General features: G+C 72.8%; 15 protein-coding genes, 1 pseudogene and 1 riboswitch. Of the genes and pseudogenes, 6 read left to right on the forward strand and 10 right to left on the reverse strand.

From position 1 onward, the window contains the following. Window positions 1-24: 24 nt before the first annotated feature. Window positions 25-894: a metallophosphoesterase family protein gene (locus ACTMTB_RS25535; RefSeq protein ID WP_441148748.1), complete on the reverse strand. Its 870-nt coding sequence runs from the start codon at window positions 892-894 to the stop codon at window positions 25-27. 165 nt (window positions 895-1059) lie between these two features. Continuing rightward, window positions 1060-1149: riboswitch (ZMP/ZTP riboswitch) on the forward strand. 18 nt (window positions 1150-1167) lie between these two features. Here ACTMTB_RS25535 and ACTMTB_RS25540 point away from each other — a divergent pair. Beyond that, complete coding sequence (locus ACTMTB_RS25540; protein WP_441148749.1) at window positions 1168-2604, forward strand: glycine hydroxymethyltransferase; 1437 nt, start codon at window positions 1168-1170, stop codon at window positions 2602-2604. Window positions 2605-2779: 175 nt separating this feature from the next. Here ACTMTB_RS25540 and araB read toward each other — a convergent pair whose 3' ends face one another. The 7 genes and pseudogenes from araB to ACTMTB_RS25575 all read right to left on the reverse strand — a co-directional run bounded on the left by araB (window position 2780) and on the right by ACTMTB_RS25575 (window position 10915). Beyond that, the gene (gene araB / locus ACTMTB_RS25545) at window positions 2780-4435 is read right to left on the reverse strand and encodes a ribulokinase (protein ID WP_441148751.1); all 1656 of its coding nucleotides are present in this window, start codon (window positions 4433-4435) and stop codon (window positions 2780-2782) included. Between the two features lie 66 nt (window positions 4436-4501). Continuing rightward, a complete protein-coding gene (locus ACTMTB_RS25550) occupies window positions 4502-4762 on the reverse strand; it encodes a hypothetical protein (RefSeq protein WP_154936474.1) in 261 nt (86 codons plus the stop codon). A 61-nt stretch (window positions 4763-4823) separates the two neighbouring features. After that, complete coding sequence (locus ACTMTB_RS25555) at window positions 4824-6143, reverse strand: PLP-dependent aminotransferase family protein (protein WP_441148753.1); 1320 nt, start codon at window positions 6141-6143, stop codon at window positions 4824-4826. A gap of 3 nt (window positions 6144-6146) precedes the next feature. Next, window positions 6147-7295 (reverse strand): alpha-hydroxy acid oxidase, encoded by a 1149-nt coding sequence (locus ACTMTB_RS25560; protein ID WP_441148754.1) that lies wholly within the window; start codon window positions 7293-7295, stop codon window positions 6147-6149. Between the two features lie 121 nt (window positions 7296-7416). After that, a pseudogene (locus ACTMTB_RS25565) lies at window positions 7417-8337 on the reverse strand (alpha/beta hydrolase); the annotation flags it as partial. 8 nt (window positions 8338-8345) lie between these two features. After that, window positions 8346-9563, reverse strand: coding sequence for a cytochrome P450 (locus tag ACTMTB_RS25570; protein WP_441148755.1), 1218 nt, complete (start codon window positions 9561-9563; stop codon window positions 8346-8348). A 62-nt stretch (window positions 9564-9625) separates the two neighbouring features. Beyond that, window positions 9626-10915 carry an SGNH/GDSL hydrolase family protein gene (locus tag ACTMTB_RS25575; protein ID WP_441148772.1) on the reverse strand — a complete coding sequence of 430 codons (1290 nt, stop codon included), beginning with the start codon at window positions 10913-10915 and terminating at the stop codon, window positions 9626-9628. Window positions 10916-11274: 359 nt separating this feature from the next. Between ACTMTB_RS25575 and ACTMTB_RS25580 the strand changes: the two genes are divergently transcribed. The 5 genes from ACTMTB_RS25580 to ACTMTB_RS25600 all read left to right on the forward strand — a co-directional run bounded on the left by ACTMTB_RS25580 (window position 11275) and on the right by ACTMTB_RS25600 (window position 24751). After that, window positions 11275-12834 (forward strand): class I adenylate-forming enzyme family protein, encoded by a 1560-nt coding sequence (locus ACTMTB_RS25580; RefSeq protein ID WP_441148756.1) that lies wholly within the window; start codon window positions 11275-11277, stop codon window positions 12832-12834. Continuing rightward, entirely contained in the window at window positions 12831-14105 is a 1275-nt protein-coding gene (locus ACTMTB_RS25585; protein WP_441148758.1) for an MFS transporter, read from the forward strand. Before ACTMTB_RS25580 ends, ACTMTB_RS25585 begins: the two co-directional genes overlap by 4 nt. A gap of 118 nt (window positions 14106-14223) precedes the next feature. Continuing rightward, window positions 14224-23586, forward strand: a complete 9363-nt coding sequence (locus ACTMTB_RS25590) for a SpvB/TcaC N-terminal domain-containing protein (RefSeq protein ID WP_441148759.1) — start codon at window positions 14224-14226, stop codon at window positions 23584-23586. Window positions 23587-23643: 57 nt separating this feature from the next. Next, the gene (locus tag ACTMTB_RS25595) at window positions 23644-24108 is read left to right on the forward strand and encodes a hypothetical protein (protein WP_441148760.1); all 465 of its coding nucleotides are present in this window, start codon (window positions 23644-23646) and stop codon (window positions 24106-24108) included. A 169-nt stretch (window positions 24109-24277) separates the two neighbouring features. Then, on the forward strand, window positions 24278-24751 hold the full coding sequence (locus ACTMTB_RS25600) for a nucleotidyltransferase domain-containing protein (RefSeq protein ID WP_441148761.1): 474 nt from the start codon (window positions 24278-24280) through the stop codon (window positions 24749-24751). 125 nt (window positions 24752-24876) lie between these two features. Here ACTMTB_RS25600 and ACTMTB_RS25605 read toward each other — a convergent pair whose 3' ends face one another. Both ACTMTB_RS25605 and ACTMTB_RS25610 read right to left on the reverse strand, forming a co-directional pair. Then, a complete protein-coding gene (locus ACTMTB_RS25605) occupies window positions 24877-25227 on the reverse strand; it encodes a hypothetical protein (protein WP_441148762.1) in 351 nt (116 codons plus the stop codon). Between the two features lie 474 nt (window positions 25228-25701). Further along, the coding region (locus tag ACTMTB_RS25610) for a hypothetical protein (protein WP_441148763.1) at window positions 25702-26071 on the reverse strand (370 nt) is incomplete at its 5' end.

The following is a 26071-nucleotide window of genomic DNA, read 5'->3' on the forward strand; positions in this document are numbered from 1 at the left end:
CCGTCGGCCGGGCCCCGGCGCGCGTCACCAGGCGGTCGGCGGCACCCCGTCCGGCGCCGGCAGGATCTGCCGCACCCGCCCCGGAGGTACGCCCCGGCGCCGCCACTCCCGGGGGTAGCCCACCGAGACCTCCTCGAAGCGGACCCCGTCGTGCCAGGTGGTCCGGGGGATGTGCAGGTGCCCGTAGACCACGGCGACGGCGTCGAAGCGGCGGTGCCAGTCGGCGGTGGCCTCGGTGCCGCACCACTGGGCGAAGATCGGGTAGCGCAGCACCCGGGTCGGTTCCCGCACCAGCGGCCAGTGGTTGACCAGCACGGTCGGCAGGGCCGGATCGCGGTCGGCGAGGCGGCGGGCGGTCTCGGCGACCCGGGCCGCGCACCACTCGTGGCGGCTCGGGTACGGGTCGGGGTGCAGCAGGAACTCGTCGGTGCAGACGATTCCCGTCCGGTACGCCTCGGCCAGGGCGGCCTCGCGGGTGTCGAAGCCCTCCGGCCGCCAGCTGTAGTCGTAGAGCAGGAACAGCGGCGCCACCAGCACCGGCCCGCCCGGCCCCCGCCACACCGGGTACGGGTCCTCCGGGGTGAACACGCCCAGCTCCCGGCACCGGCGTACCAGGTGCTGGTAGCGGGCCACGCCCCGCAGGGTGACCGGGTCGCCCCGCGGGGTCCAGAGCTCGTGGTTGCCCGGCGCCCACACCACCGTGTCGAACCGCTCGGCCAGCAGGCCCAGCGCCCACTCGACGTCGGCGGCGGTGTCGCCCACGTCCCCGGCGACGATCAGCCAGTCACGGGGCGAGGCCGGGCGCAACGCCTCGACCAGCGCCCGGTTCTCCGCGTACCCGACGTGCAGGTCGCTGATGGCGACCAGGCTGCCGCCGGCGTCCTCGGATGGCATCCGCCGATCGTACGCAGAGCGCGCCGCGGGCGTGGGGCCGCGCGGCGGCGGGCGCGTCAGTCCGCCGAGCCCGGCTCGGCCATCTTCCGGTGCTGCTCCTACTTGAGCCGGTCCACCCCGTCCGGCGAGGTCGGGCGGGCCCCGCCGGCGCGACCCGGTAGGATCGGCGCGGGCCGTGACTGGCGCGTGGGGATGGAGCACCATCGGGAAGCGGTCCCGTCATGAGGACGCACGCCGAGCGCCTGGGCCTTCCGCACGTCTGTAGGAGGTCGCATGTCGCTGAACGCCGAATCCACCGCATTCCGCAGCGCGCTCGAGGTGATCCGCGCCGTCGAGCCCCGGGTGGCCGACGCCATCGGCGCCGAGCTGGCCGACCAGCGCGAGTCGCTCAAGCTCATCGCCAGCGAGAACTACGCCTCCCCGGCCACCCTGCTGGCCATGGGCAACTGGTTCAGCGACAAGTACGCCGAGGGCACCGTCGGCCGCCGCTTCTACGCCGGCTGCCAGAACGTGGACACCGTCGAGGCGCTCGCCGCCGAGCACGCCCGGGAGCTGTTCGGCGCCGCGCACGCGTACGTGCAGCCGCACTCCGGCATCGACGCAAACCTGGTGGCGTTCTGGGCGATCCTGGCCGATCGGGTGGAGTCCCCGGCGTTGAAGAAGGCCCAGGTACGCCAGGTCAACGACCTCACCGAGGCGGACTGGTTCGCGCTGCGCCGCGAGCTGGGCAACCAGCGGATGCTCGGCATGTCGCTGGACGCCGGCGGCCACCTCACCCACGGCTTCCGGCCGAACATCTCCGGCAAGATGTTCGACCAGCGCAGCTACGGCACCGACCCGGCCACCGGCCTGATCGACTACGACCGGGTGGCCGAGGCGGCTCGGGAGTTCAAGCCGCTGATCCTGGTCGCCGGCTACTCGGCGTACCCGCGGAAGGTGAACTTCCGGATCATGCGGGAGATCGCCGACTCGGTCGGCGCCACCTTCATGGTCGACATGGCGCACTTCGCCGGCCTGGTCGCGGGCAAGGTCTTCACCGGCGACTTCGACCCGGTGCCGCACGCGCACATCGTCACCACCACCACCCACAAGTCGCTGCGCGGCCCGCGCGGCGGCATGGTCCTCTGCGGTCCGGAGCTGGCCGACCAGGTGGACCGGGGCTGCCCGATGGTGCTCGGCGGTCCGCTGCCGCACGTGATGGCAGCCAAGGCCGTCGCCCTGGCCGAGGCTCGCCGCCCCGACTTCACCGACTACGCCCAGCGCATCGTCGACAACGCCCAGGCGCTCGCCGAGGGCCTGGTGCGCCGGGGTACGAAGCTGGTCACCGGCGGCACCGACAACCACCTGGTGCTGCTCGACGTCTCCGGCTACGGCCTGACCGGCCGGCAGGCCGAGCAGGCGCTGCTGGACTCGGGCATCGTCACCAACCGCAACGCGGTCCCGCAGGACCCGAACGGCGCCTGGTACACCTCGGGCATCCGGATCGGCACCCCGGCGCTGACCACCCGGGGCCTCGGCGTCGCCGAGATGGACGCCACCGCCGAGCTGATCCACACCGTGCTCAGCCAGACGCAGGCCGGCAGCAACCCCGACGGCACCCCGTCGAAGGCCAAGTACGTCCTCGACCCGGCGCTGGCCGACAAGATCAGCAAGCAGGCCAACGAGCTGCTGACCGGCTTCCCCCTCTACCCCGCCGTCGACCTGGGCTGACCCCACCCTCACCCCCCGACGCCCCGCCCGGCCCCGCCCGGCGGGGCGTCGCCGTCCCTCCCCTTTCCCCCGCACCCCCGGTGATCAAGAAGTTTCGGTCACGGGAATGCGCTCTCCCCGACGCAAACCTCTTGATCACCGAGGTCGCCCGCGGGGTGCGCGGGCCGGGGCCGGGTCAGGGGGTGTGGTGGGCGCGGTTGCGGAGGGCGCGGAGGCGGTGCAGGACGTCGGTGCCGCCCCGGCCGAAGTGGTCGTGCAGGGCCCGGTACTCGGCGTACAGCTCGTCGTAGGCGGCGGCGCGGGCCGGGTCCGGGTGGAACGTCTCGCGGTGCGGCGCACCCATCGCCTCCGACGCGGTCGACACGTCCGGGTACGCCCCGCCGGCCACCGCCGCGTGGATGGCCGCGCCCAGCGCCGCCGGCTGCGCCGCGTCCAGCACGTGCAGCGGCCGGCCCAGCACGTCGGCGTAGATCCGCAGCAGCAGCCGGTTGGCGGTGAGGCCACCGGCGGCGGTCAGCTCGCGCACCGGCACCCCGGCGGCGGTGAACGCCTCGACCACGGTCCGCGCCCCGAAGGCGGTCGCCTCCAGCAGCGCCCGCCAGATCTCCTCTGGGCGGGTGGCCAGGGTCAGCCCGACCAGCACCCCGCTCAGCTCGTGGTCCATCAGCACCGAGCGGTTGCCGCTGTGCCAGTCCAGCGCGAGCAGACCGTGCCCGCCGACCGGCTGCTCGGCGGCGAGCGAGTCCAGCAGCTCGTACGGGCTGACGCCCCGCCGCCGCGCCTGTTCGGCGTACGACGCGGGCAGCGCCCGGTCGACGTACCAGGCGAAGATGTCGCCCACCCCGCTCTGCCCGGCCTCGTACCCCCAACTGCCGGCGCTCACCCCGCCGTCGACCACCCCGCACACGCCGGGCACCTCGTGGCAGTCGTCCGCGTTCATGATCAGGCAGGTGGAGGTGCCCAGCACCGCGAGCATCCGCCCGGGCGCGACGCAGCGGGCGGCCGCCGCGGTGACGTGCGCGTCGATGGCGCCGACCGCCACCGGCGTTCCCTCCGGCAGGCCGGTCCAGCCGGCCGCCTCGGCGGTGAGCGTCCCCGCCCGGGCGCCCAGCGCGGCCAGCGGCCCGTCGACCTTGGCCAGCAGCCCGGGCAGCGCCGGGTGCAGCGCGGCGAGGAACTCCGGGGACGGCTCGCGGCCGTCCTGGCGCAGCCCCTTGAAGCCGGCGGCGGAGACGTTGCGGGTTTCCCGCCCGCAGAGCCGCCACACGATCCAGTCGGCGGCCTCGATCCAGCGTTCCGCGGCGTCGAAGACCTCCGGGTCGGCCTCCAGCAGCTCCAGCGCCTTGGCCAGCTGCCACTCGGCCGAGACCCGGCCGCCGTAGCGGCCCAGCCAGGTCTCGCCGCGTTCCCGGGCGACGGCGTTGATCCGGTCGGCCTGGGACTGGGCGGCGTGGTGCTTCCACAGCTTGGGCCAGGCGTGCGGCCGGTCCCGCAGCCCGGGCAGCGTGCAGAGCGGGGTGCCGTCGGCGAGCGTCGGCAGCACGGTGCAGGAGGTGGCGTCCACGCCGATACCGACCACGTCGCGCGGGTCGACCCCGGCGGCGGCCAGCGCGGCGGGCACCGCGACGCGCAGCACGTCGAGGTGGTCCTCGGGGTCCTGCAGCGCCCAGTCCGGCGGCAGCGGGACGCCGGCGGGCAGCCGTTCGGTCAGCACTCCGTGCCGGTACGGGTGCACCGCGCTGCCCAGCTCGGCGCCGTCGTCGACGGCGACCACCACCGCCCGGCCGGACAGCGTGCCGAAGTCCACGCCGACGGCGTACCGCTGCCTCATCCTCGCCCTCCGTCCCCGCCGGCGGACCCTCCCGCGCCGGAAGGTCACGCTAGCAACAGGGCGGGATCAGGGGATCGGACGCTTCAGGTGGTAGCGGTGCACCTCGGTGCTGCCCTGCACGTTGTTCACGTCCTCGCCGGCGGAGACCAGCTCCCAGCCCTCCCGGCCGGCGCGGTTGAGGTGCGCGATCGCGGTGTCGCCGTACGCCGTGATGTCGGTGCGCGACCCGTCCGGGCCGTACCAGACGAACGAGACATGGAAATTGCGTCCCTGCCCCTGGTAGCGGCGGACCAGCAGGGCATACTCCCAAGCGACCATGGCGTCCATTATGGCCGCTCGATGGGGAGCCGACGGCCACCGGGGGTGGCGGATCGGCGACGGTGCGGTGTCATCCGGTGGGCAGCGGCGCGCGGTCGAGTTCGTCGGCCACCAGCGCGGCGAGCCGGTCCAGGCCGAGGTCGATCTGGTCCGGGGTGACCGCGCTGACCGACAGGCGCAGCGCGTTGACCGGCGCGCCGTCGTCGTAGAAGTGCGCCATCGGGGTCCACAGCACCCCGTAGCGCTCCGCCGAGCGGCGCAGCAGCGCGTCGTCGACCGGGAACGGCACGGTGACCACCGCGAAGAACCCGCCGGCCGGCGCGTTCCAGCGCACCGGCGAGGGGCCTGGGAACCGGCGGGCCAGGCCGGCGAGCAGGTGGCGCAGGTTGCGGGCGTACGCCGCCCGTTGGCGCAGGTTGGCGGTGACCAGCGAGCAGTCGTGTTCCAGCAGCGCCCCGCCGATGATCGCCTGGGCCAGCGGCGAGGTGTTCACGGTGACCATGCTCTTGATCTTGGCGAGCTGGTCGGCGAGGAGCCCGCCGGCGCCGTCGCGGCCGGCGACCCGCTGGTCGGCGACCACGTACCCGACCCGCGCGCCGGGCAGCACCGTCTTGGCGAACGAGCCGAGGTAGACCACCCGACGCCGGGTGTCCAGTGCCTTGAGGGTGGGCAGCCGGCCCTGCTCGCCGGCCGGGAAGAGGCCGTACGGGTTGTCCTCGATCAGCAGCAGCTCCTCCTCGGCGGCCAGGTCGAGCAGTCGCCGCCGATCCTCCAGGCTGACGCTGGCGCCGGAGGGGTTGGCGAAGTCCGGCATCACGTAGCAGGCCCGGGGCCGCAGTCCCTCGGCGCGGGCCCGGCGCACCTGGTCGCGCAGGTCGGCCAGGTCCACGCCGGCCGGGCCGCCGGCCACCGGCCGCACCGGCAGGTCCAGCAGGCGGGCCGCGCCGGTCAGCCCGACGTACGTCGGGGCCACCGCGAGCAGCACGTCCCGGGGCCCGGCGCGCAGCGCGCGCAGCACCAGGAACATCGCCTCCTGGCAGCCCACCGTGACGACGACCGCCTCGGGATCGACGTGGACGCCCTCGTCGACGGCGAGGTTGCGGGCGACCAGCTGATGGACGACGCCCTTGGTCCGGCCGTACTGGAACAAGGTGCGCCGCGCCTGCTCGGGGCCCTGCCCGAGGTCCTCGACGAGGTGCCGGCGGAACCGGTCCAGCCAGCGGCGCGGCGCGTCGTCGTCGAAGAACTCCTCGCACGGGCGGCCGGCGGCCAGCGACACCGCGTCCGGCCAGTGCTGGGCCACCTCGTTGAGGAAGTTCATCGAGGTCAACGCCGGGTCGTCGACGGCCGGGTGCAACGAGGCGAGGTCCAGGTCCACTGGTTCGTCCACGGCTCAACCTCCGGTCAGGGTACGCAGGTCGCGGGCCGCCGCCGGGTCGGCGCAGCCGGCGAGGGTGAGCGCGTCGCGCAGTTCGGTGGCGAGCAGCGCCAGCGCCGTCTCCGCGCCGGCCCGCCCGCCGGCCGCGAGGGCCCAGAGCATCGGCCGGCCCAGCAGCACCCCGGTCGCGCCGAGGGCGAGCGCGCGCAGCACGTCGGTGCCGCTGCGGACGCCGCTGTCCAGCAGCACCTCGGCGCGGCCGTCGACGGCGGCGACCACCTCGGGCAGCACGGTGGCGGTGGCGGGGGCGCCGTCGAGCTGCCGGCCGCCGTGGTTGGAGACCACCACGGCGTCCGCGCCGACCTGCACCGCCCGCACCGCGTCGCGCGGGTCGAGGATGCCCTTGACCAGCAGGGGCAGCGGGGTACGGTCCCGCAGCCAGTCGAGGTCGGCCCAGGTCAGCGCCGGGGCGAAGACCGCGCCGGTGTGCGCGGCGATCGCCGACACCCCGGGCGTGCCGGTGTGGGCGAGGTCGTCCCGGCCGCCGGGCAGGTTCGCGGCGGTGACGTCCGGCGGCAGCGCGAAGGCGTTGCGCACGTCGCGCCGCCGGCGGCCGAGCACCGGCACGTCGACGGTCACCATCAGCGCGGCGCAGCCGGCGGTGTGGGCCCGGTCCAGCAGGTCGGCGACCAGTCCCCGGTCGCGCAGCCAGTACAGCTGGAACCAGATTGGCCCGTCGCCGGCGGCGGTGACCTCCTCGATCGTGGTGCTGCTCAACGTGCTGAGCGCGTAGGGCACCCCGGCCGCGCCGGCGGCCGCCGCCAGCGCCGACTCGCCGTCGGGGTGCAGCAGCCGCTGGTACGCCATCGGCGCGACCGCCACCGGCATCGCCTGCTCCCGGCCCAGCAGCGTCGCCGCAGTGCGGGGATCGTCCACCCCGGTGAGCATCCGGGGCAGCACGGCGACCCGGTCGAGGGCGGCCCGGTTGGCGGCGAGGGTGGTCTCGGCGCCGCTGCCGCCGTCGACGTAGTCCCAGACACCCGGCGGCACCGCCGCCCGGGCCAGCTCGGCGAAGTCCCCCAGGCAGACCGGTGGTCGGTCGTCGGTGGGGCACGTCGGGGCGGGCCGGGGCGCCGGCAGGTCGGAGCGCACCGGGTCAGCCATCGGCCGGCCCACCCGTTCCCCGCGCGGCACCGGCGGCGAGGTCACGGGCCGACCCGCCGCCGGCGGCCGGGTCGGTGTCCGGCCGCGTGTCGTCGGTTGGCGATCCCGCGCCGGCCAGCGCGAAGCGGTCCCGCAGGAACGCGGCGGCCTCGTCCTGCGCCCGCCGGCCGGCGTCGAAGACGCCGGGCATCGCGAAGAACCCGTGGATCATCCCGCGATACCGGCTGAGCGTGACCGGCACGCCCGCCTCGCGCAGCCGCTCGGCGTACCGCTCCCCCTCCTGGCGCAGCGGGTCGTACTCGGCGGTGACGACCAGGGCCGGCGGAAGGCCGGTGAGGTCGGCGGCGAGCAGCGGGGAGGCGAGCGGGTCCGCCGCGTCGGCCGGGTCGGGCAGGTAGTGCCGCCGGTACCAGTCGACGGAGTGCCGGTTGAACAGCAGCGGGTCCTCGTCGCCGGCCGGGGCACGGTCGGCCCGCTGGTCGGTGTTCGGATAGACCAGCAGCTGCCCGGCGAGCCGGGGGCCGGTGGCGCGGGCCAGCAGGGTCACCGCCGCCGCCAGGTTGCCGCCGGCGCTGTCGCCGCCGACCACGAGGCGTTCCGGGTCCGCCCCGAACTCCTCGGCGTGGGCGGCGATCCACGCGGTCGCGGCGTGGCAGTCGTGCACCGCGGCGGGGAACGGATGCTCGGGGGCGAGCCGGTAGCCGACCGTGACGACCTGGCCGCCGGAGGCGTTGACCAGCCGGCGGCAGATGCCGTCGGCGGTGTCCACGCTGCCCAGCGTCCAGCCGCCGCCGAAGAAGTACAGCAGGGTGGGCAGCGGGCCGGCGCCGGCCGGCCGGTACACCCGTACCGGAAGGTCGCCGGCCGGGCCGGGAACGTGGGTGTCGCGTACCTCGTGGACCGGCTCGACGTCGCCGCCGCCGGCGCGGATCGCGGCGAGGTCGGCGGCGCGGGCCTCGGCGAGGGTCTGGGTGTACAGCGGCGGCGTGCCGGCCGCGGCCCGCGCGGCCCGGTACGCCACCACCTGGGGGTCGAGGGGCATGTCGTCTCCTATCCGCCGGTCGAGACGAAGAGCTTGTCGATGCCGCGCAGGAAGAGGCTCCCGCTGTAGGTCGGTGTCCGGGTGACCGTCAGCCGCGGGAAGCGGGCCAGCAGCCGGGGCAGGGCGAGCCGCCCCTCCAGCCGGGACACCGCGGCGCCGAGGCAGAAGTGCGGGCCGACGCCGAAGGCGAGCGAGGGCGGCCCGTCCCGGCGCGGGTCGAACCGGTCGGGGTCGGGGAAGCGGGCCGGGTCGCGGTTGGCGGCGGCGATCATCAGCAGGACGTTCTCGTCCCGCCGGACCGGTACGCCGCCGAGTTCGGTGTCGCGGGGCGCGGCCCGGGCCAGGAAGTGCACCGGGCACTCCAGCCGCAGCACCTCGTCCACGCAGCCCCGGGCGAGCGCGTCGTCGCCGGGCAGCGCCGCGACGACGTCGGGATGCGCGAGCAGCAGCGGCAGGCCGTTGCTGAACAGGTAGACGGTGGTCACGAAGCTGGCGTTGAAGAGCACGATCAGGTTGCTGATCAGCTCCTCCTCGGTCAGCGCCACGTCGCCGGCGTCCACCGCCTCGACCAGCCCGCTGATCAGGTCCTCGCTGGGCCGCGCGCGGCGGTGCGCGATCAGGTCCCGGTAGTAGTCGCGCAGCTCCTCGGCGGCCTGGTTGGCCTGGGCGAGGCGCTGCGGGGTCTTCCCGGCCACGTCCAGGAACTCGTCGATCCAGTCGACCCGCTGCCGGTACCAGGACAGGTCGGACTCGGGCAGGCCGATGAACTCGGCCATCACCAGCGCCGGCGCGGGGTACGCGAAGTCGGCCACGAAGTCCGTCTCGGTGCCGTCGGCGCCCGCCTCGGCCATCCGGTCCAGCAGCGTGTCGACGACCCGGACGATCACCGGTTCGAGGGCGCCCAGCCGGCGCGGGGTGAACGTCTTGGCGAAGACCGCGCGCATCCGGGTGTGGTCCGGCGGGTTGACGAACATCATCGAAGAGTTGAAGGTGCGCAGGATCTCCTGCTCCTGCCAGCCGGGCGGGGCCTGCTTGTACCACTGCGGGTCGCGCAGCACCTGGCTGACCAGGTCGTACCCGACGGCGACGGTGCTGATCGTGCTGTGCTCGGCGCGGCTCGGCACGGTGCTGATCGGACCGTGCCCGTGCAGGGCCGCGTACCACGGATAGGGGTTCTGCCGACCCTGCTCGCTGTAGAGGCCGGTCAGGATCTCGTCGACGTCCACGCTGCTGCTTCCTCCCCAGGATGGACGGTGGGGCGGCGGGTCACCCCGCCGCCCCACCGGTGTCACAGTCCGAGCAGTCGTAGCGGTACGGCGTCCGCCATCGCCTGGTTGCCGGCGTCGTTCGGGTGGATGTGGTCACCCGAGTCGTACGCGGGCAGCAGCCGGCCCGGCTGCGCCGGGTCGCGGAGCACCGCGTCGAAGTCGAGCACCCCGTCGAACTCGTGGGCGCCCGCACCGCGCAGCCAACTGTTGACCGCCTGCCGGGTGGCGTCCTTCTCGGGCGTCCACACCCCCGGGTTCCCGTGCCCCTCGTACGGGGTCAGGGTGGCCGCCAGGCTGCGCAGGCCGCGCGCCTTGACCTGCTGGTTGACCTGCCGCAGCGCGGCGATGATCTGCTCCGCGGAGTCGCCGGACATCCAGATGTCGTTGATGCCCAGGTGGGTGACGACGGTCTTCACCCCGGTCTGCGGGAAGACGTCCTCGTTGAGCCGGGCCAGGGCGTTCGGCCCCAGCTCGTTATAGCCGGGGAAGCCACCGGCGCCCGGCTCCGGGCCCTCGTGGTTGAGCCGGTTGCCGGCGAGGCTGAGATTGAGCACGCCGGGGGTGCGCACCTCGGGCCGGGCGTCGACGAGCCGGTCGGCGAGCAGGTCGGGCCAGCGCTTGTTGGCGTTGACCGTGCTGCCGTTGCCGTCGCCGATGGAGTCGCCGAGGACGACGATCGAGCCCGGGGTGTGCCGGCGCTCGACGTCCAGCCCGGAGAGGAACATCCAGCAGCAGTTGGGCCGGATGGTGAAGCCGGCGCCGTCGGCCGCGGTGGTCAGGTCGGTGGCGCCGATGAAGTTGGTGACCTTGGACTGGCCGTGGAAGGTGACCGGCCCGGTGAGCACCGGGAAGTGCAGGGTGACGACGAGGTCCTCCTGCTCCCGCACGGCGACGTCGAGCGGGTCGCTGAGCAGCTCGGCGCCCTTGTTGATGGTGGCCGAGGTGGCTCCGCCGAAGGTCAGCTCGCGCAGGGTGGCCGCGTCGATGTCGGACCGGTCGTCGGGGGTGCCGGTGTTCGGCCGGGCGACGGTGGCGTGGCCGACCTTGACTGCCTGGTCGCCGTAGAGGTTGGTCAGTCGCACGCGCAGCCGGTCGCCGCCGACGCTGGTGTGCACGATCATGCGGATGCTCTGGTTGTTGAGGCCGGTGTTGGTCAGGCCGACGGTGTTGCCGCGGGTGACCGCCGCGGCCCAGCTGCCCGCCCACTCGGCCCGCCCGTGCCGGGCGGTGTCGGTGTCGGTGTCGGACGGGCCGGCGCTGGCCACCACCGCCGGGGTGGCCACGACCAGCAGGGTGGCCGCGGAAGCTATGACGTGCCATCTCTTCGGGGTCGACATGGAACCTCCATCGTTGGCAGCCCGGAGTCGGCGTCCATGATCGGCACCGCCCGGACGATGGTCCAGAAACCTAGCCGCTGGCGCTGACGGGCGTCAATCAACCCGATCGACGTGATCAAATGTCCGGCGGGAGGCGCCGAACACCGTTCGGCTCTGTCCGGTCAGGACGTCCCGCCCCTAGGCTCGTAACCCGGCGGCGGTGCGGTCGCCATGCCGCGCACCCGTCGCGTCCCGGGCTCTGACCTGCCCGGATGCCATTGTCTGCCGGTCGCCGCGACGCGTCCCACCGGGCAGGTCGCGCCGGCCGCCACGCATCGACTGGGGGCTGTGCGATGACCGATCGACCGACCAGCTACGTGCACCAGGCGTTGGAGTTGTTCGCCGGTTTCGGCGACCGGGAGGCGCTGGTCGGCGACGGCCGGCGGCTCAGCTACACCGAGGTCGCCGACGAGGTGCGCGGGCTGGCCGGCGCGCTCGCCGCGCACGGCGTACGGCCCGGCGCGGCGGTGCTGGTGATGCTCGGCAACGCCGTCGAGGGGCCGCTGCTCCAGCTCGCGCTGCACCTGCTGGGCTGCCGGACGATGTGGATCGCCCCGGTCACCTCGCGCCGGGAGATCGACGAGTTCGTCCGGCTGGCCCGTCCCGACGTCTTCGTGCACGACGCCCGGGCCACCGATGGCCTCGGCGTCCAGATCGCCGCCTCGCTGCCCGGGGTGCCGGTGCTGCGCCTCGGCGCCGAGCTCACCCCCGGCGCCCCGGTCGAACTGCCCGACGCCGCACCCGCGCCGGAGTCGTTCCTGCAGACCAGCGGCACCACCGGCACGCCCAAGCTGGTGCACCACCGGGAGAGCTTCTACCGGCAGATCCTCGCCCTGGCCGCCGACTTCCGGGCCGCCGGGTTCCCGCTGCTGCGGCACCTGTCGCACTCGCCGATGTGGCTGGCCAGCGGGCAGATCACCACGCTGTTCAACCTCTTCACCGGTGGCGTGCTCTTCCTGCGCCAGCAGTGGGACCCGGTGGCGTTCATCGGCACCGTGGAGCAGGAGGGGATCAACTCCACCTTCGTCACCCCGCCGATGCTCTACCAGGTGCTCGACCACCCGGCCCTGGACGGCGCCGACTTCTCCGCCATGTTCATGTTCAACGTGGGCGCCGGGCCCGCCGCGCCGGCCCGGCTGCGGCAGGCGATCGCGCGCTTCGGCCCGGTCCTGCGCATCGTGTACGGCCTCAGCGAGGCCGTCGTGATCACCGCGCTGCCCGGCCTGACCGAGGACCCGGCCCACCCGGAGCGGCTGCGCTCCTGCGGCAAGCCGTACGGGGACGTGGCGATCGAGATCCGCGACGCCGACGGGCGGGTGCTGCCCCCGGGCGCCGACGGCGAGGTGTGGGTGCGCACCAACCTCAGCTTCGCCGGCTACCACGGCCAGCCGGAGCTGACCGCCGAGACGCTGGTCGACGGCTGGGTCCGGACCCGCGACATCGGCCACCTCGACGACGAGGGCTACCTCTACCTGGTCGACCGGTTGCAGGACCGGATCCTCACCCGGCAGCGCAGCTGGCCGATCTACTCCCGCCCGATCGAGGACGTCCTCGCCGGGCACCCCGAGGTACGCGCCGCCGCGGTGATCGGCGTACCCGACCCGGTCGCCGGCGAGCTGCCCCACGCGTACGTGGTGCGCGCGCCGCGGGCCACGGTGACCGGCGACGAGCTGATCGCGTTGGTGACCGCCGAGCTGAGCGAGACCTGGGCGCCCGGCGGGGTGGAGTTCCTCGACGCACTGCCGCTCAACCGCTCGGCCAAGGTGGACAAGCTGGCCCTGCGGGCCCGGCACGCCGCCACGCGGCCACCGGCGCCGGAGGCCACCGGAGCGGGGATCGGCAGCCCGGCGTGAAGCCGCGGCGGGAGCTGACCGTCCTGGTCGCCGCCGACCTGATCTCCAACCTGGGCAGCCGGATCTCGGTGGTGGCGATCCCCTGGCTGGTGCTGGAGACCACCGGCAGCCCGACGAAGATGGGCCTCGTCGCGGCGGCGGAGACCTTGCCGTACATGCTCTCCAGCGCGCTGGCCACGCCCTGGGCCGACCGGTTCGGGGTGCGCCGTACCTCGATCGTCGCGGACGCCGCGAGCGCGGTGGCGATGGCCGTGGTGGCGCTGGCGCCCTGGCTGGGGTTCGGCGCGCTGGTCGCGCTGGTCGCGGTCGCCGGCGGGCTGCGCGGCATCGGCGACCGGGTCAAGCACGTGATGTTCCGTCCGGCCGCGCAGCGCGCCGGGGTGCCGCTCATCCGGCTCACCTCGGCCTACGACGGGCTGGTGCGCGGGGTGACGCTCTTCGGCGCGGTGCTCGGCGGGCTGCTGATCGCCTGGGTCGGGGTGACGTGGGCGATCTGGATCGACGCGGCGACCTTCGCGGTCTGCGCGCTGCTGATCGGCGTCCTCGTGCACCCGCCGGCACCCACCGAGCCGGCGCCCCGGGAGCGCTACCTGCGGGCGCTGCGCGGCGGCTTCCGCTACCTGCGCACCGACCGGATGCTGCTGACGATGCTGGTGGTGGTCTCCGCGCTGAACATGTTCGCCAACGCCAGCGTGGCGGTCTACATCCCGCTCTGGGTGGCCGAGGTGTTCGGCGACCCGGCCGGCTTCGGCCTGGTGCTGGGGGTCTTCGCCGGCGGCGCGCTGCTGGGCAACGTGCTCTTCACCGCCGCCGGGCCGCGGCTGCCGCGGCAGCTGACCTTCGCGGTGGGCGCGGCGGCCAGCGGTACGCCCCGGCTGCTGGCGCTCGCGCTCAGCGACGAGCTGGTGGTGGTGCTCACCGTGACGTTCCTGTCCGGGATGGCGATCGCGACGGTGAACCCGCTGCTGGGCGCGGCGCTCTACGAGCGGGTCCCGGAGGCGTTGCAGACCCGGGTGATCGGCATCTCCGGCTCGCTGGCCTTCCTGGGGCTGCCCGTCGGCGCGCTGCTGGGCGGCTGGTCGGCGGCGGCGCTCGGGCTGATCCCGGCGCTGTGGGTGATGTCGGCGGCCTGCCTGGTGCTGACGGTGGCCCCGCTGCTGGTCGGCGGGCTGCTCCCGGGGGCCCGGGAACCTCGGCCCGCGGTGCCGCGCGGAGCCGGATCCGGGGCGGGCGTGCCGGCAAGGGAAGCCGCAGCGCCTCACGCTGAGTAGACGTTACATCTACTATCCGACAGTTTAAATGCTGCGATGGCCAATGTCGCCCGGCGCTGAGACCTGTCGATACTGCGTGAGCCCTCGTCCCACGTGTGCCGCCGAAGGGGTCTCGACCATGTGGCATCCTCCCCTCCCCGGGTTCCGCCTCCACGCTCTGACCAGCCGATGGACCAGGCTGCTGGCCGTCCTCGCGGTGCTCGCCCTCGTCACCTCCGGACTGTCCGCCTCGGTGGCGCGCCCCAGACCGGACCGCACCAGCACCCAGTCGGCGACCACGCCCGGCCCGGCCTGCGGCGAGAGCGCCGGCACCGCGGCGATGACCAACGTGGCGGCGACCCTGCCGGACTACCAGCAGGTGGTCGCGCCCGGGATCGCCGCCACCGTCTCGTACGGCGGGGCGAAGCTGGCCATCGGGCCGAAGGCGGTCCGGCTGCCGACCGGGATCGGCGTCACCGTCCTGCCGAAGGGGCTGACCCCGAAGCTGGACAGCGGCATGACCAACGTGACGGGCAAGACGAAGGGGGGTGGCTACCGGTTCACCCCGCACCCGCAGCAGTTCGCCGCCTCGATCCAGGTCACGCTGCCGTACGACCCGGCGCTGCTCACCGAGGAGTTCACCGCGCAGGACATCTACACGTACTTCTTCGACGACGTGCAGACCTGCTGGCAGGTCCTGGAGCGGGTGTCGGTGGACGAGGTCAACCACACCGTCACCTCGCTGACCGACCACTTCACCGACATGATCAACGCGACCGTGACGGTGCCGGAGCACCCGGAGGGCGTGCAGTTCAACCCCAACCAGATCAAGGGCATCCAGGCCGCCGACCCCGGCTCCGGGATCAACCTGATCGCCCCGCCGTCGGCGAACAACCAGGGCGAGAACCACCTGGCGTACCCGATCCAGGTGCCGCCGGGCCGGCAGGGCCTGACCCCGCAGCTCGGGCTCTCCTACAGCTCCTCCTCCGGCAACGGCTGGACCGGCGTGGGCTGGGACCTCTCGGTGCCCAGCATCTCTGTGGACACCCGGTGGGGCGTGCCCCGGTACGCCGGTGCGACCGAGACCGAGACGTACCTGCTCAACGGCGAACAGCTCACCCCGGTGGCGCACCGGGGCGCGCCGGTGGCCCGCAGCGCCGAAAAGGTCTTCCACACCCGGATCGAGGGCAGCTTCGCGCGGATCGTCCGGCACGGCACGAACCCGAAGAACTACACCTGGGAGGTCACCGACAAGAACGGCATCCACTGGCACTACGGCGCGGTGGCGGGTGCCGACGGGCCGGCCACCGACGCCAGCCTGGCCGACGACGCGGGCAACGTCTTCCTCTGGTCGGTCCGCGAGGTGCGCGACCCGCGCGGCAACTTCATGCGCTACCACTACGCCAAGGTGGCCGACACCGGCCTGGCCGGCGGCAGCGTGCCCGGCCGCAACCTCTACGTCGACAAGATCACCTACACGGGCCAGGGCACCAGCGAGGGCCGGTACGCGGTCAGCTTCGACCGGGACCGCGAGCGGGGCGAGGCGCTGCGCGTCGACACCTCCATCGACGCCCGGGGCGGCTTCAAGCGGGTCACCGCGGACCTGCTCCGCGAGGTGAAGGTCACCCTCGACGACAGCCTGATCCGCCGCTACGAGTTCACCTACAAGCGGGGCGCGTTCGCCAAGACGCTGCTCGACGCGGTGATCCAGTACGACGCCGACGGCCACGAGTTCAACCGGCACCGGTTCAGCTACCACGACGACATCCGCGACTCCGCCGGGCAGTACCAGGCGTTCCGGGCGCAGCCGTGGACCTCGCCCGGTGACGGGCTCAGCAGCGCGGCGCTGAACCTCACCCCGGAGCAGGCCGGCAACGCCAGCGCGCTGAACGCCAACACCAACACCAGCGGCGGCGGCCACCTGTACGTCGGCGTGGGCAGCTCGCCGAGCAAGTCCGGCTCGGTCGGCGTGAAGGTCGGCTTCAGCCACGGCAGCGACAAGGGGCTGCTGGCGCTGGTGGACGTCGACGGCGACTCGCTGCCCGACAAGGTCTTCCGCGACGGCGGGTCGGTGAAGTACCGCAAGAACCTCTCCGGCCCGACCGGTGAGGCGACGTTCGCCGCCCAGGCGCAGCCGCTGAACCTGCCGGGGATCATGGGCGAGTCCAGCAACACGCTGACCCTGGGCGTGGAGGGCTACCTGGGCGCGGCCGCCGCGCAGCTCGACTACGTCAACTCGTTCGCCACCACCGAGCAGTACTTCAGCGACGTCAACGGCGACGGCATCCAGGACCTGGTCAACGGCGCCAGCGTGCTGTTCGGCCGGGTGGGCGCCAACGGCGTCCCGGTCTACGGGGTCAGCGGCGACACCCCCGTCCCGATCGGCCAGGGCGAAGTCGACGCGACCGGCCTGTTCGACTCGTTCAACGCCGACCGGGACCGGCTGACCGACTCGTTCCCGCTGCTGGACAGCGTCCGCCGCTGGGTGGCGCCGTACGACGGCACGGTCAAGGTCGAGGGCGCGGTGCAGCTGCCCCCCGGCACCGCCGCCGCGCGCGCCGAGTCGCGTACCGCCGACGGGGTCCGGGTCGCCGTGCAGAAGGAGGGCACGGAACTCTGGTCGGCCCGGATCGAGGCCGACGACGACGGCGCGAAGACGCCGACCGGCGTGGACGCGGTCACCGTGTCACGCGGCGACCGGCTCTACTTCCGGGTCGGCTCGGCCGCCGACGGCGGACTGGACGAGGTGACCTGGGACCCGAAGGTCAGCTACGTCGGCGTGGGCGACCCGCTGGACGCCAACGGCCTGCCGTCGTACCGCTTCCAGGCCTCGCGCGACTTCACCCTCGGCGGCCGGGCCGCCACGGTGAAGGTGCCGCTCACCGGCACCATGCACCTCTCCGGTGACCTGGTGAAGGCCGGCGCCACCTCCGACGACGTGACCGTGCTGATCACCCGCAACGGCACGCCGGTACTGGAGCAGACGCTGGCCGCCGGCACCACCGGCAGTGTGCCGGTCAACCTGGACCTGGACGTCCAGCAGGGACAGACGCTGCAGTGGCGGATCCGGGTCGACTCTCCGGTCGACGTGGACAAGCTGACCTGGACGCCGCGGGCCTACTACACCGCCGCGCCGGGGGTCGACCGGCTCACCGACGCCAACGGCAAGCCGTTCATCGACGTGCACCCGCCGTACACCCTCGACCTGTTCCCGGTCGACGGGCTGACCGCGCCGCAGTCGGCGTACACCGTCACCAGCGGCGGGACGCTGAGCGTGGAGCCGACGTTGAGCTTCGCATTCGGCGCCGAGCACCCCACCGCCCGGGTGGCGTTCACCGTCAAGCGCCGCGGCGAACTGGTGGCCAAGCGGTACTTCCAGGTCAACAACGGGGTGCTGACCTCGCCGGGGGCCTTCGACATCGCCGCCGACACCGGTGACGAGCTGTGGTTCGACTTCAGCACCACCGACCCGAAGCTGCGCGCGTTCCTCACCGGCCAGTCGGTCACCGTGGGCGGGTCGAGCGCGCCGAGCGCCTTCCACAGCGCGGCCGAGGAGGGCGCGTTCCCGCAGCCGTACCGGGGTTGGGGCGCGGTCGGCTACAACGGCAACAAGGACCGGGCGACCCAGCCGATCAACCAGGACGACCTGGTGGTCGACGAGCACTACGGCGACCAGCTCCCGGACAGCGTCGACCCGCAGGCGCAGAAGGACGACTTCGCCGCCGACCCCCGGGTCGACCCGCCGAAGGTCACCCCGTTCACCCCGTCGCCGCAGGACGGTCGGTGGGGCGCCGGTGAGCACTCCTGGATCGCCCGGAGCAGCGTCAGCAGCTCCCGGCTGGGCGTGGACTCGATCAACCTGCCCCGGCCGCAGGACTTCGCCGGGGCGACCGCGGTGCCCCGGCTGTCCCGGTCGCAGCAGGTCTCGCTGACCGGCAGCGTCGGCGGCGGCATCGGGTCGATCGGTGGCAGCCTGGCCACCGGCGACAGCACCGGGCAGGTCGACTTCCTCGACCTCAACGGCGACCAGTTCCCCGACGTGGTCGGGGCCGGCGCGGTGCAGTACACCGACCCGGACGGCGCGCTCGGCGACACCCGGGGCACGCTGCCCGACGGGGCGGTGCGGCGCAGCACCAACGTCTCCGGCAACGCCAGCGCCGGCAGCGCGGCCCGGACCATCTCCACCGGCCGCGGGTACGACAGCCCACCCGGCACCTCCGCGGCCACCAGCGCCCAGTCCGGCAACGACATGCCGCCGCTGGGCGTGGGCGGCAGCTTCGGCGGCACCCGCTCCGACGGGGCGTTCGACCTGCTCGACGTCAACGGCGACAGCCTGCCCGACCGGGTGTACGAGAACGGCAAGGTCGCGCTCAACCTCGGGTACGCCTTCGCCGCCGCCGAGCAGTGGCGCAACCCCGCCGGCCTGAACAAGGGCAGCGGCACCAACGCCGGGCTGAACATCGGCTTCAACACCGACTTCTACGGCTTCGCCGGTGGCGCCTCGTTCAGCCAGGGCCGGTCCTCCTCGGCCGGCACGCTCGCCGACATGAACGGCGACGGCCTGCTGGACCAGGTCCTCTCCGGCAGCCCGATCCGGGTCGGCTTCAACACCGGCAACGGGTTCGAGCCGCCGGTGCCGTTCCACGGCAGCCTCACCGACGTCAACGGCGACCGCAACGCCAAGCTGGGCGGCGGCGTCTACTTCACCTTCGGCATCTGCTTCACCGTGGTCTGCGTCGTGATCAACCCGGGCGCGGACATCGCCACCGGTGCCAGCCGTACCGAGCAGGCGCTGCGGGACATCAACGGTGACGGGTACGCCGACCACCTCTCCTCCGCCCGGGACAACCAGCTCGTGGTGGCCGAGAACCGGACCGGCCGGACCAACCTGCTCGCCTCCGTCGACCGTCCGTTGGGCGGCCGGATGGAGTTCGACTACACCCGCGACGGCAACACCTACGGCCAGCCGCAGTCGCGTTGGGTGCTGGCGAAGGTCTCGGTGAACGACGGCCGGCCCGGTGACGGCCAGGACGTGCAGCTGGTCACCTACGACTACGACGGCGGCGTCTACGACCGACGGGAGCGGGAGTTCCGCGGCTACGGCACGGTGGTGGAGAAGCACCGCGACCACGCCAACGGCGACGCCGTGGGCCGCAGCGTCACCCGCACCTTCCGCACCGACAGCTTCTACACCAAGGGGCTGCTGGAGCAGGAGTTGACCGCCGACGGCGCCGGCAAGCCGTACCAGGAGACGGTGCAGACCTACACCGCCCGCAACGTCTCGTCGCCGGGCTCCCCGGCCGACCTGGCCAGCACCACCGCGACGCTGTTCCCGCAGAACTCCCGCACCGACGTGAGGTACCACGAGGGGGCGGCCAGCCCGGGCAAGACCACCTACGTCACCCGGGAGTACGACGACGTCGGCAACCTGACCCGGCAGTTCGACGCCGCCGACGCGGGCGCCGCCGACGACCTCGACGCGCGGATCGTCTACACCGCGCAGGACCCGGCCTGCCAGGCGGCGTACCTGGTCGGCATGCCGAAGCAGATCGACGTACGCGGCGACGGCACGCTGATGCGGCACCGCGAGTCGACGATCAACTGCACCACCGGCGATCTCACCCAGGTGCGGGTCGCCCTCGCCGACGGCACGACGGCCACCACCGACCTGGAGTACTTCGGCGACGGCAACCTGAAGTCGGTGACCGGCCCGGCCAACCAGGCCGGCCAGCGGTACCGGCTGGACTACACCTACGACGACGTGGTCGACACCCACGTCGAGTCGATCAGCGACAGCTTCGGCTACCGGTCGACGGCCACCCACAACCTGAAGTTCGGCCTGGTGGAGACCACCACCGACTTCAACAACCAGCAGATCCGCAACACCTACGACGCGGTCGGGCGGCTCGACCAGGTCTCCGGGCCGTACGAGATCCCGGAGAACCGCTTCACCATCGACTTCGAGTACCACCCGGAGGCGGCGTACCCGTACGCGGTCACCCGGCACGTGGACCGCGAGGCCGACGGCGGTGTCCGCGACGACACCATCGACACGATCACCTTCGTCGACGGCCTGAACCGCACCACCCAGACCAAGAAGGACGCCGCGGTGCCGGCCACCCCGGACGGCGCGCCTGAGGACGTGATGGTGGTCTCCGGGCGGGTGACGTACGACTTCCTGGGCCGGGCGGTGAAGAGCTGGTACCCGGTGACCGAGCCCAAGGGCGCCGGCAACCTCACCTTCAACCCCGCGTACGACCCGGTCACCCCGACCGAGGTGCGCTACGACGTGCTGGACCGGACCACCCGCACCACCTTCCCGGACGGCACCGCCACCACCATGGAGTACGGCTTCGGCCCGGACCGGGACGGGGTGACCCAGTTCGAGACGGTGGTCACCGACGCCAACGGCAAGTCCAAGCGCACCTACACCGACGCCCGGCAGATCACCACGGCGGTCAAGGAGTTCAACCCGGCCGGCGGCCAGCCGGTCATCTGGACCAGCTACCGCTACAACCCGATCGGTGAGCTGGTCGCCGCGACCGACGACAAGGGCAACGTCACCCGCTCGACGTACGACAACTTCGGCCGGCGTACGTCGCTGACCAGCCCCGACTCCGGCACCGTCACCTCCACCTTCGACCTGGCCAACAACCTGGTCCGCAAGGTCACCAGCAAGCTGGCGGCGGTGTCGAAGGCGATCGAGTACGACTACGACTACACCCGGCTCAAGGCGATCCGGTACCCGGTCTTCCCGGCGAACAACGTCAGCTACACCTACGGGGCTCCCGGGGCGCCGGAGAACGCGGCCAACCGGATCACCGACGTGGTCGACGGCGCCGGCAAGGTCAACCGCCGGTACGGCCCGCTCGGCGAGTTGGTCAAGGAGACCCGCACCACCCCCGCCCAGGGCAGCCACATCCAGACCTTCACCACCGAGTACCGGTACGACTCGTTCAACCGGATGCTCTCGATGACCTGGCCGGACGGGGAGAAGCTCTCCTACCACTACAACAGCGGCGGCCAGGTCGACTCGGCCCGGGGCGTCAAGGGCGAGTTCAGCTACGACTACCTGAAGCGGCTGGACTACGACAAGTTCGAGCAGCGGATCCTGCTGGACACCGGCAACGGCACCCGCACCCGCTACTCGTACAACACCGAGGACCGGCGGCTGAGCAACATCCAGGCGAAGCTCTCCAACGGCTACGTGTTCCACAACCTGGACTACAGCTACGACAACGTCGGCAACATCATGTCCATCGCCAACGACACGGTGGCCCCCAGCGGCCCCGAGGTCGGCATGCAGGTCGGCGGTCCCAGCAAGCAGAGCTACACCTACGACGACCTCTACCAGCTCACCCACGCGGAGGGCAGCTACCAGCCGCGTACCCCGCAGACCGACCGCTACCGGGTCGACCTGAAGTACGACAGCCTGCACAACATCACCAGCAAGAGCCAGACCCACGAGCTGGTCAGCAACGGCAACACGATCGTCGAGGGCAAGCTCAGCTACAACTACGGGTACGCCTACGGCAGCGCGAAGCCGCACGCGCCGACCAGCATCGGCATCTACACCTTCCAGTACGACGAGAACGGCAACCAGATCAGCCGGGAGCAGCAGCCCCGACCGCGCCGGCAGATGATCTGGGACGAGGAGAACCGCCTCGCCTGCAGCCACGAGAACGTGCAGAGCAAGACCCTGCCGCAGACCCCGGCGTCCTGCGACAACGCCGGCGGCACCCCGAACAGCGCCCGCTACTACTACGACGACCAGGGCAGCCGGGTGGTCAAGGACGGGGCGCAGTTCCACATCTACCCGAACCAGAACTACTCCACCCGGGGCAACCAGCAGTTCAAGCACGTCTACATCGGCCAGGACAAGCTCACCACCAAGCTGGTCGAGCCGGACTTCCGCCGCGAGGACCGGCAGTACTACTCGCACAGCGACCACCTCGGGTCGACCGGGTTCGTCACCGACGACCAGGGCGGCATGAGCGAGCACCTGCAGTACTTCCCCGGTGGCGAGACCTGGGTCAGCGAGCACTCCTCGCAGCCGGTGCCGCACCGGTACACCGGCAAGGAGTACGACCAGGAGACCAACCTCTACTACTACGGCGCCCGCTACTACGACCCGCGTACCCAGGTCTGGCAGACGCCCGACCCGGTGCTGGAGAACTACCTGGAGGGCACCCCGAACGGCGGCGTGTACGCGTCGATGAACCTGGCGCTCTACACGTACGCCTACAACAACCCGATACGCCTGGGTGATCCCGACGGCAGATTCCCCTGGAACAGGGTGCTCGGCGGGGTGAAACTCGTCGGCGGTGTCGCCGAGGCAGCCGCGGGCGTGGCACTCGGGGCCGCGACGAGCTGGACGGGTGTGGGCGCGGTCGCCGGTGGCGCGGTGGCGGTGCACGGTGTCGATGTCGCCATCAGCGGTGCCCGGCAGTTGTTCAGCGGCGAGGAGACCAGCTCCTTCACCAGTTCGGGCCTGCAGGCGGCCGGGGTCAGCAAGTCGAACGCCGAGCTGATCGACGCGGGAATCTCGATCGTCGGCAGCGCCGGCGCCAGCATGGCCACCTCGGCGATCAAGGGAGCGGCCACCGCGGCGCCGAAGGTGGCGGCGGCCGCCGCGGACGACGTCGCGGCCCGCGCGGTGCCCAGCACCGCGGAGAAGGTGGTGGAGACGGCCGCGAAGATCCCCTGTGTCGGCAACAGCTTCGCCGCCGGCACCCGGGTGGTGATGGCCGACGGCAGCACCAAGCCGATCGAGGACGTCCGCACCGGCGACCTGGTCCTCGCCGAGGACCCGGAGACCGGTGAGCGCGGACCCCGCGAGGTGACTCACCTGATCATCGGCCAGGGCGTGAAGCACCTGGTCGACGTCGAGGTCAACGGCGAGGTCATCACCGCCACCGACAAGCACCCGTTCTGGGTGGTGGGGGCCGGGGCCTGGGTCGACGCCGGTGAGCTCGCGCTCGGGGACGTCGTCCGGCTGGCCGACGGCCGCACCGCCATGGTGGACGGGCTCACGCCGTACACCCGGGTCGACCGGGTGCACAACCTGACCGTCGCGGGCATCCACACCTTCTACGTGGTGACCGGCGACGGCCGGGCGGCCGACGCGGTGCTCGTCCACAACTCGGGTCCGTGTTCGGTGAACGCGAAGGCCCTGGCGGGGAGCCTCACCGCGGCGAACGTGGTCCGCCCGGCGGAGACCGCCGCGCACCACATCGTGGCCAGCGGCGCCAAGGCGGCGGCACCGGCCCGGGCGCACCTGACCAGCCTCGGGGTGGGCATCAACGAGGCGGCGAACGGCGTCTACCTGCCCCGGTTCGTCAGCTCGGCCAACCCGCTCGGCGCGGCTGTGCACTCCACCACCCACAGTCCGGCCTACTATGCCGAGGTCAACCGGTTGATCCTGCAGACGAAGACCGCGGCCGAGGCACGCAACGTGCTGGCGTACATCGGTAAGCAGTTGGCGGCCGGGCCGTGGCCGTAGGCCGACCCGCCGACGCCCGGGCCCGCGCCGCCGGGCCCGGGCGGGCAGGATGACGGCATGACCCGACGACTGCCGATCGAAGCCGCCGAGGCCGCCTTCCGCGACCTCGGCGGCTTCGCCGCGCCGGACTCCACCGTCCCGCCGCCGGCCCGGCTGCTGGACGCCGTGCGACGCTTCGCCGCCGTGGAGTTCGAGGTGTCGACCGAGCTGCCTGAGCAGGACGGCCTGCTGTTCCAGTACGCGACGGTCGGCGCGACCGGCGACGCCGCGTTCGTCCTGAGCGTCGTGCGCCAGTTCGAGGTGGTCGACGCCGACGGCGACCACGAGGGGTACGTCCAGCTGCACGCCGAATACCGGTTCGGGCCGGACCCGGAGTGGACCGGGCACCACGAGGACTGGTGGTTCCGGGGCGGACCGGAGCCCTTCGACGACTGGTTCGCCCGAATCTCGGCCCACCCGGTCTGGGGCCGCTTCACCCACTCGCCGCCGACCGGATTCGACATCTGGCAGGAAAGCGTCTGAACCATTGCCCGAACGCCCCGGGCCACCCTGACCACCACCCCTCCCCCGCTCTGTCGATCATGAAGTTGTCGCCCCGCCGCCTGGCGTGTCGTGGCAACAACTTCATGATCAACGGGCGGGCGGGGGCACCCTGCCAGGGCGCGTCGGCACCGTCTGGCAGGCTGGCCGGGTGGACGCAGACGAGGTGAGTGCGTTGCTGACGGAGTTCGCCGGGCACGGGCTGCGGGCCTGGGTGGCCGGCGGTTGGGCGGTCGACGCGGTGGTCGGCCGGCAGACCCGACCGCACGGCGATCTCGACCTCGCCGTCGACGCCGCCCAGCAGGCGGCGGTCCTCGCCCTGCTGCACCGGCTCGACTTCGCCGTGACCGTCGACTGGCTGCCGGTCCGCGCCGAGCTGACCGCGCCGGACGGCCGGCGGGTCGACCTGCACCCGGTGGCGTTCCGGCCGGACGGCAGCGGGGTCCAGGAGGGGCTTGACGGCGCCAGCTTCGGCTACGCCGCGGACGGCTTCGCCGAGGGCACCATCGGCGGGCGGCCGGTTCCCTGCCTGTCGGTGGCCCAGCAGCTGCGCTTCCGGGAGGGCTACCCGCCGCGCGCCGTCGACCAGCACGACATCGCCCTGCTCCGGGCGGCCGTGGGCTGAGTCAGCCCACCGCCCCCTGGCGCTCGTCGCCGGTGTCGAAGAACCGGGTCAGGCACCACTGCCCGTCGGCATCCTCGTCCACCGGGCCAGTCTGCCACCGCGCCGCGACGCCCTCTGGCGGGGAGTCAGAGGTACGCCCCGCCCTCCTCGGTGACGCGGGCGACCAGCAGGCCGATCCGGGCGGGGCCGGGCAGCCAGGTATCGACGCCGCCCACCTCGGCGCGCAGGTGCTCACCCTCGACCCGCGCGCCGCCGCTCCAGGGTGCCGGCCAGGTGGTGAACCGCCGCACCTCCACCAGATCGTCGGCGGTCAGGCTCATCAGCGCCCCGGCGAGCGCCGGCACGGCCTCCTCGACCGTCGGGGACCTCGCCCCGTTGTCGAGCCAGGCGTCAAAGATCTCGGGCAGGGGCGCGTCGCCGTCGGACTCGTGCAGTACGAAGTACTCCACCTGGGTCAGGCCGGTCCGCTCCCTCATCCGTCCATTTTCTCCTGTTCGCCGCAGCACCCGCATTCGGCCCCAGCCCGGGCGGATCGTGAGGCTTCTGCACCTTGCGAGGCGGCTGGGACAGCCCTGCCCAGAGCTTCACCGAACTCCTCGTTCCAACCGGATGATCAGAAATACGCTCATGGCTCCCCTCTGTGTCAAGACAACGCTGGGAGCGGGGTTCTAAGCTGGGTCTCGGCGGGTCCGGGAGTGACTTCTCCGAAGAGCCGGCTTGGGGATGCGAGTTGGTCACGCTGGAGTCAGTTGTCGTTCCCCGGTGTCCTCCCGGGCCCGTCGCCGCGGCGGCCGCGGCGTCGTTGATCATTTGTCGGTAGACGATGTCGGACAGGCGTCTTTTCAGCGCGCGCATTGCCGGCGCGGGAGAGCCGGTGGCGTATCTGCTCGCCGGACGATGTGATAGGGGGCAAAGTGGACGCTCCGGAGGGCTCACCCGAACGCTGCGAATCACTCTTGCCGCTGGTCCTTCGCGTAACCGAGCGGGCGCGGTCCAGGCTTGATCAGGTGTGCACATCTGCCGCAGACCGAGCGGTTGAGGTCGCTGCTGGATCGCCGGGCGTCGCCGGCTCGTACGGGCGTCTGGCGGCCACCGTGGATGGCGCTGGCGATTGTCAGAGGCCCGTGGTCGTGGACGACGCTCGCCGCACCGGCACGTGCACGAGGAGTCCGACAGGCCGGCCCGACGTCGAGACCGTCCTGAGCATCGAGGTCCTGCCCCCGACGGCCCGCCGAGCGACAGTGCAGCGATAGCCTGCCGTCATGGCGAGCGCTGAACTGGATGAGTTGATCGTCGCGGACGCCGACGCGCTGCGCGCGT

Source organism: Micromonospora sp. L32 (assembly GCF_052068055.1).
In the GTDB taxonomy this organism is placed as follows: Bacteria; Actinomycetota; Actinomycetes; order Mycobacteriales; family Micromonosporaceae; genus Micromonospora; species Micromonospora purpureochromogenes.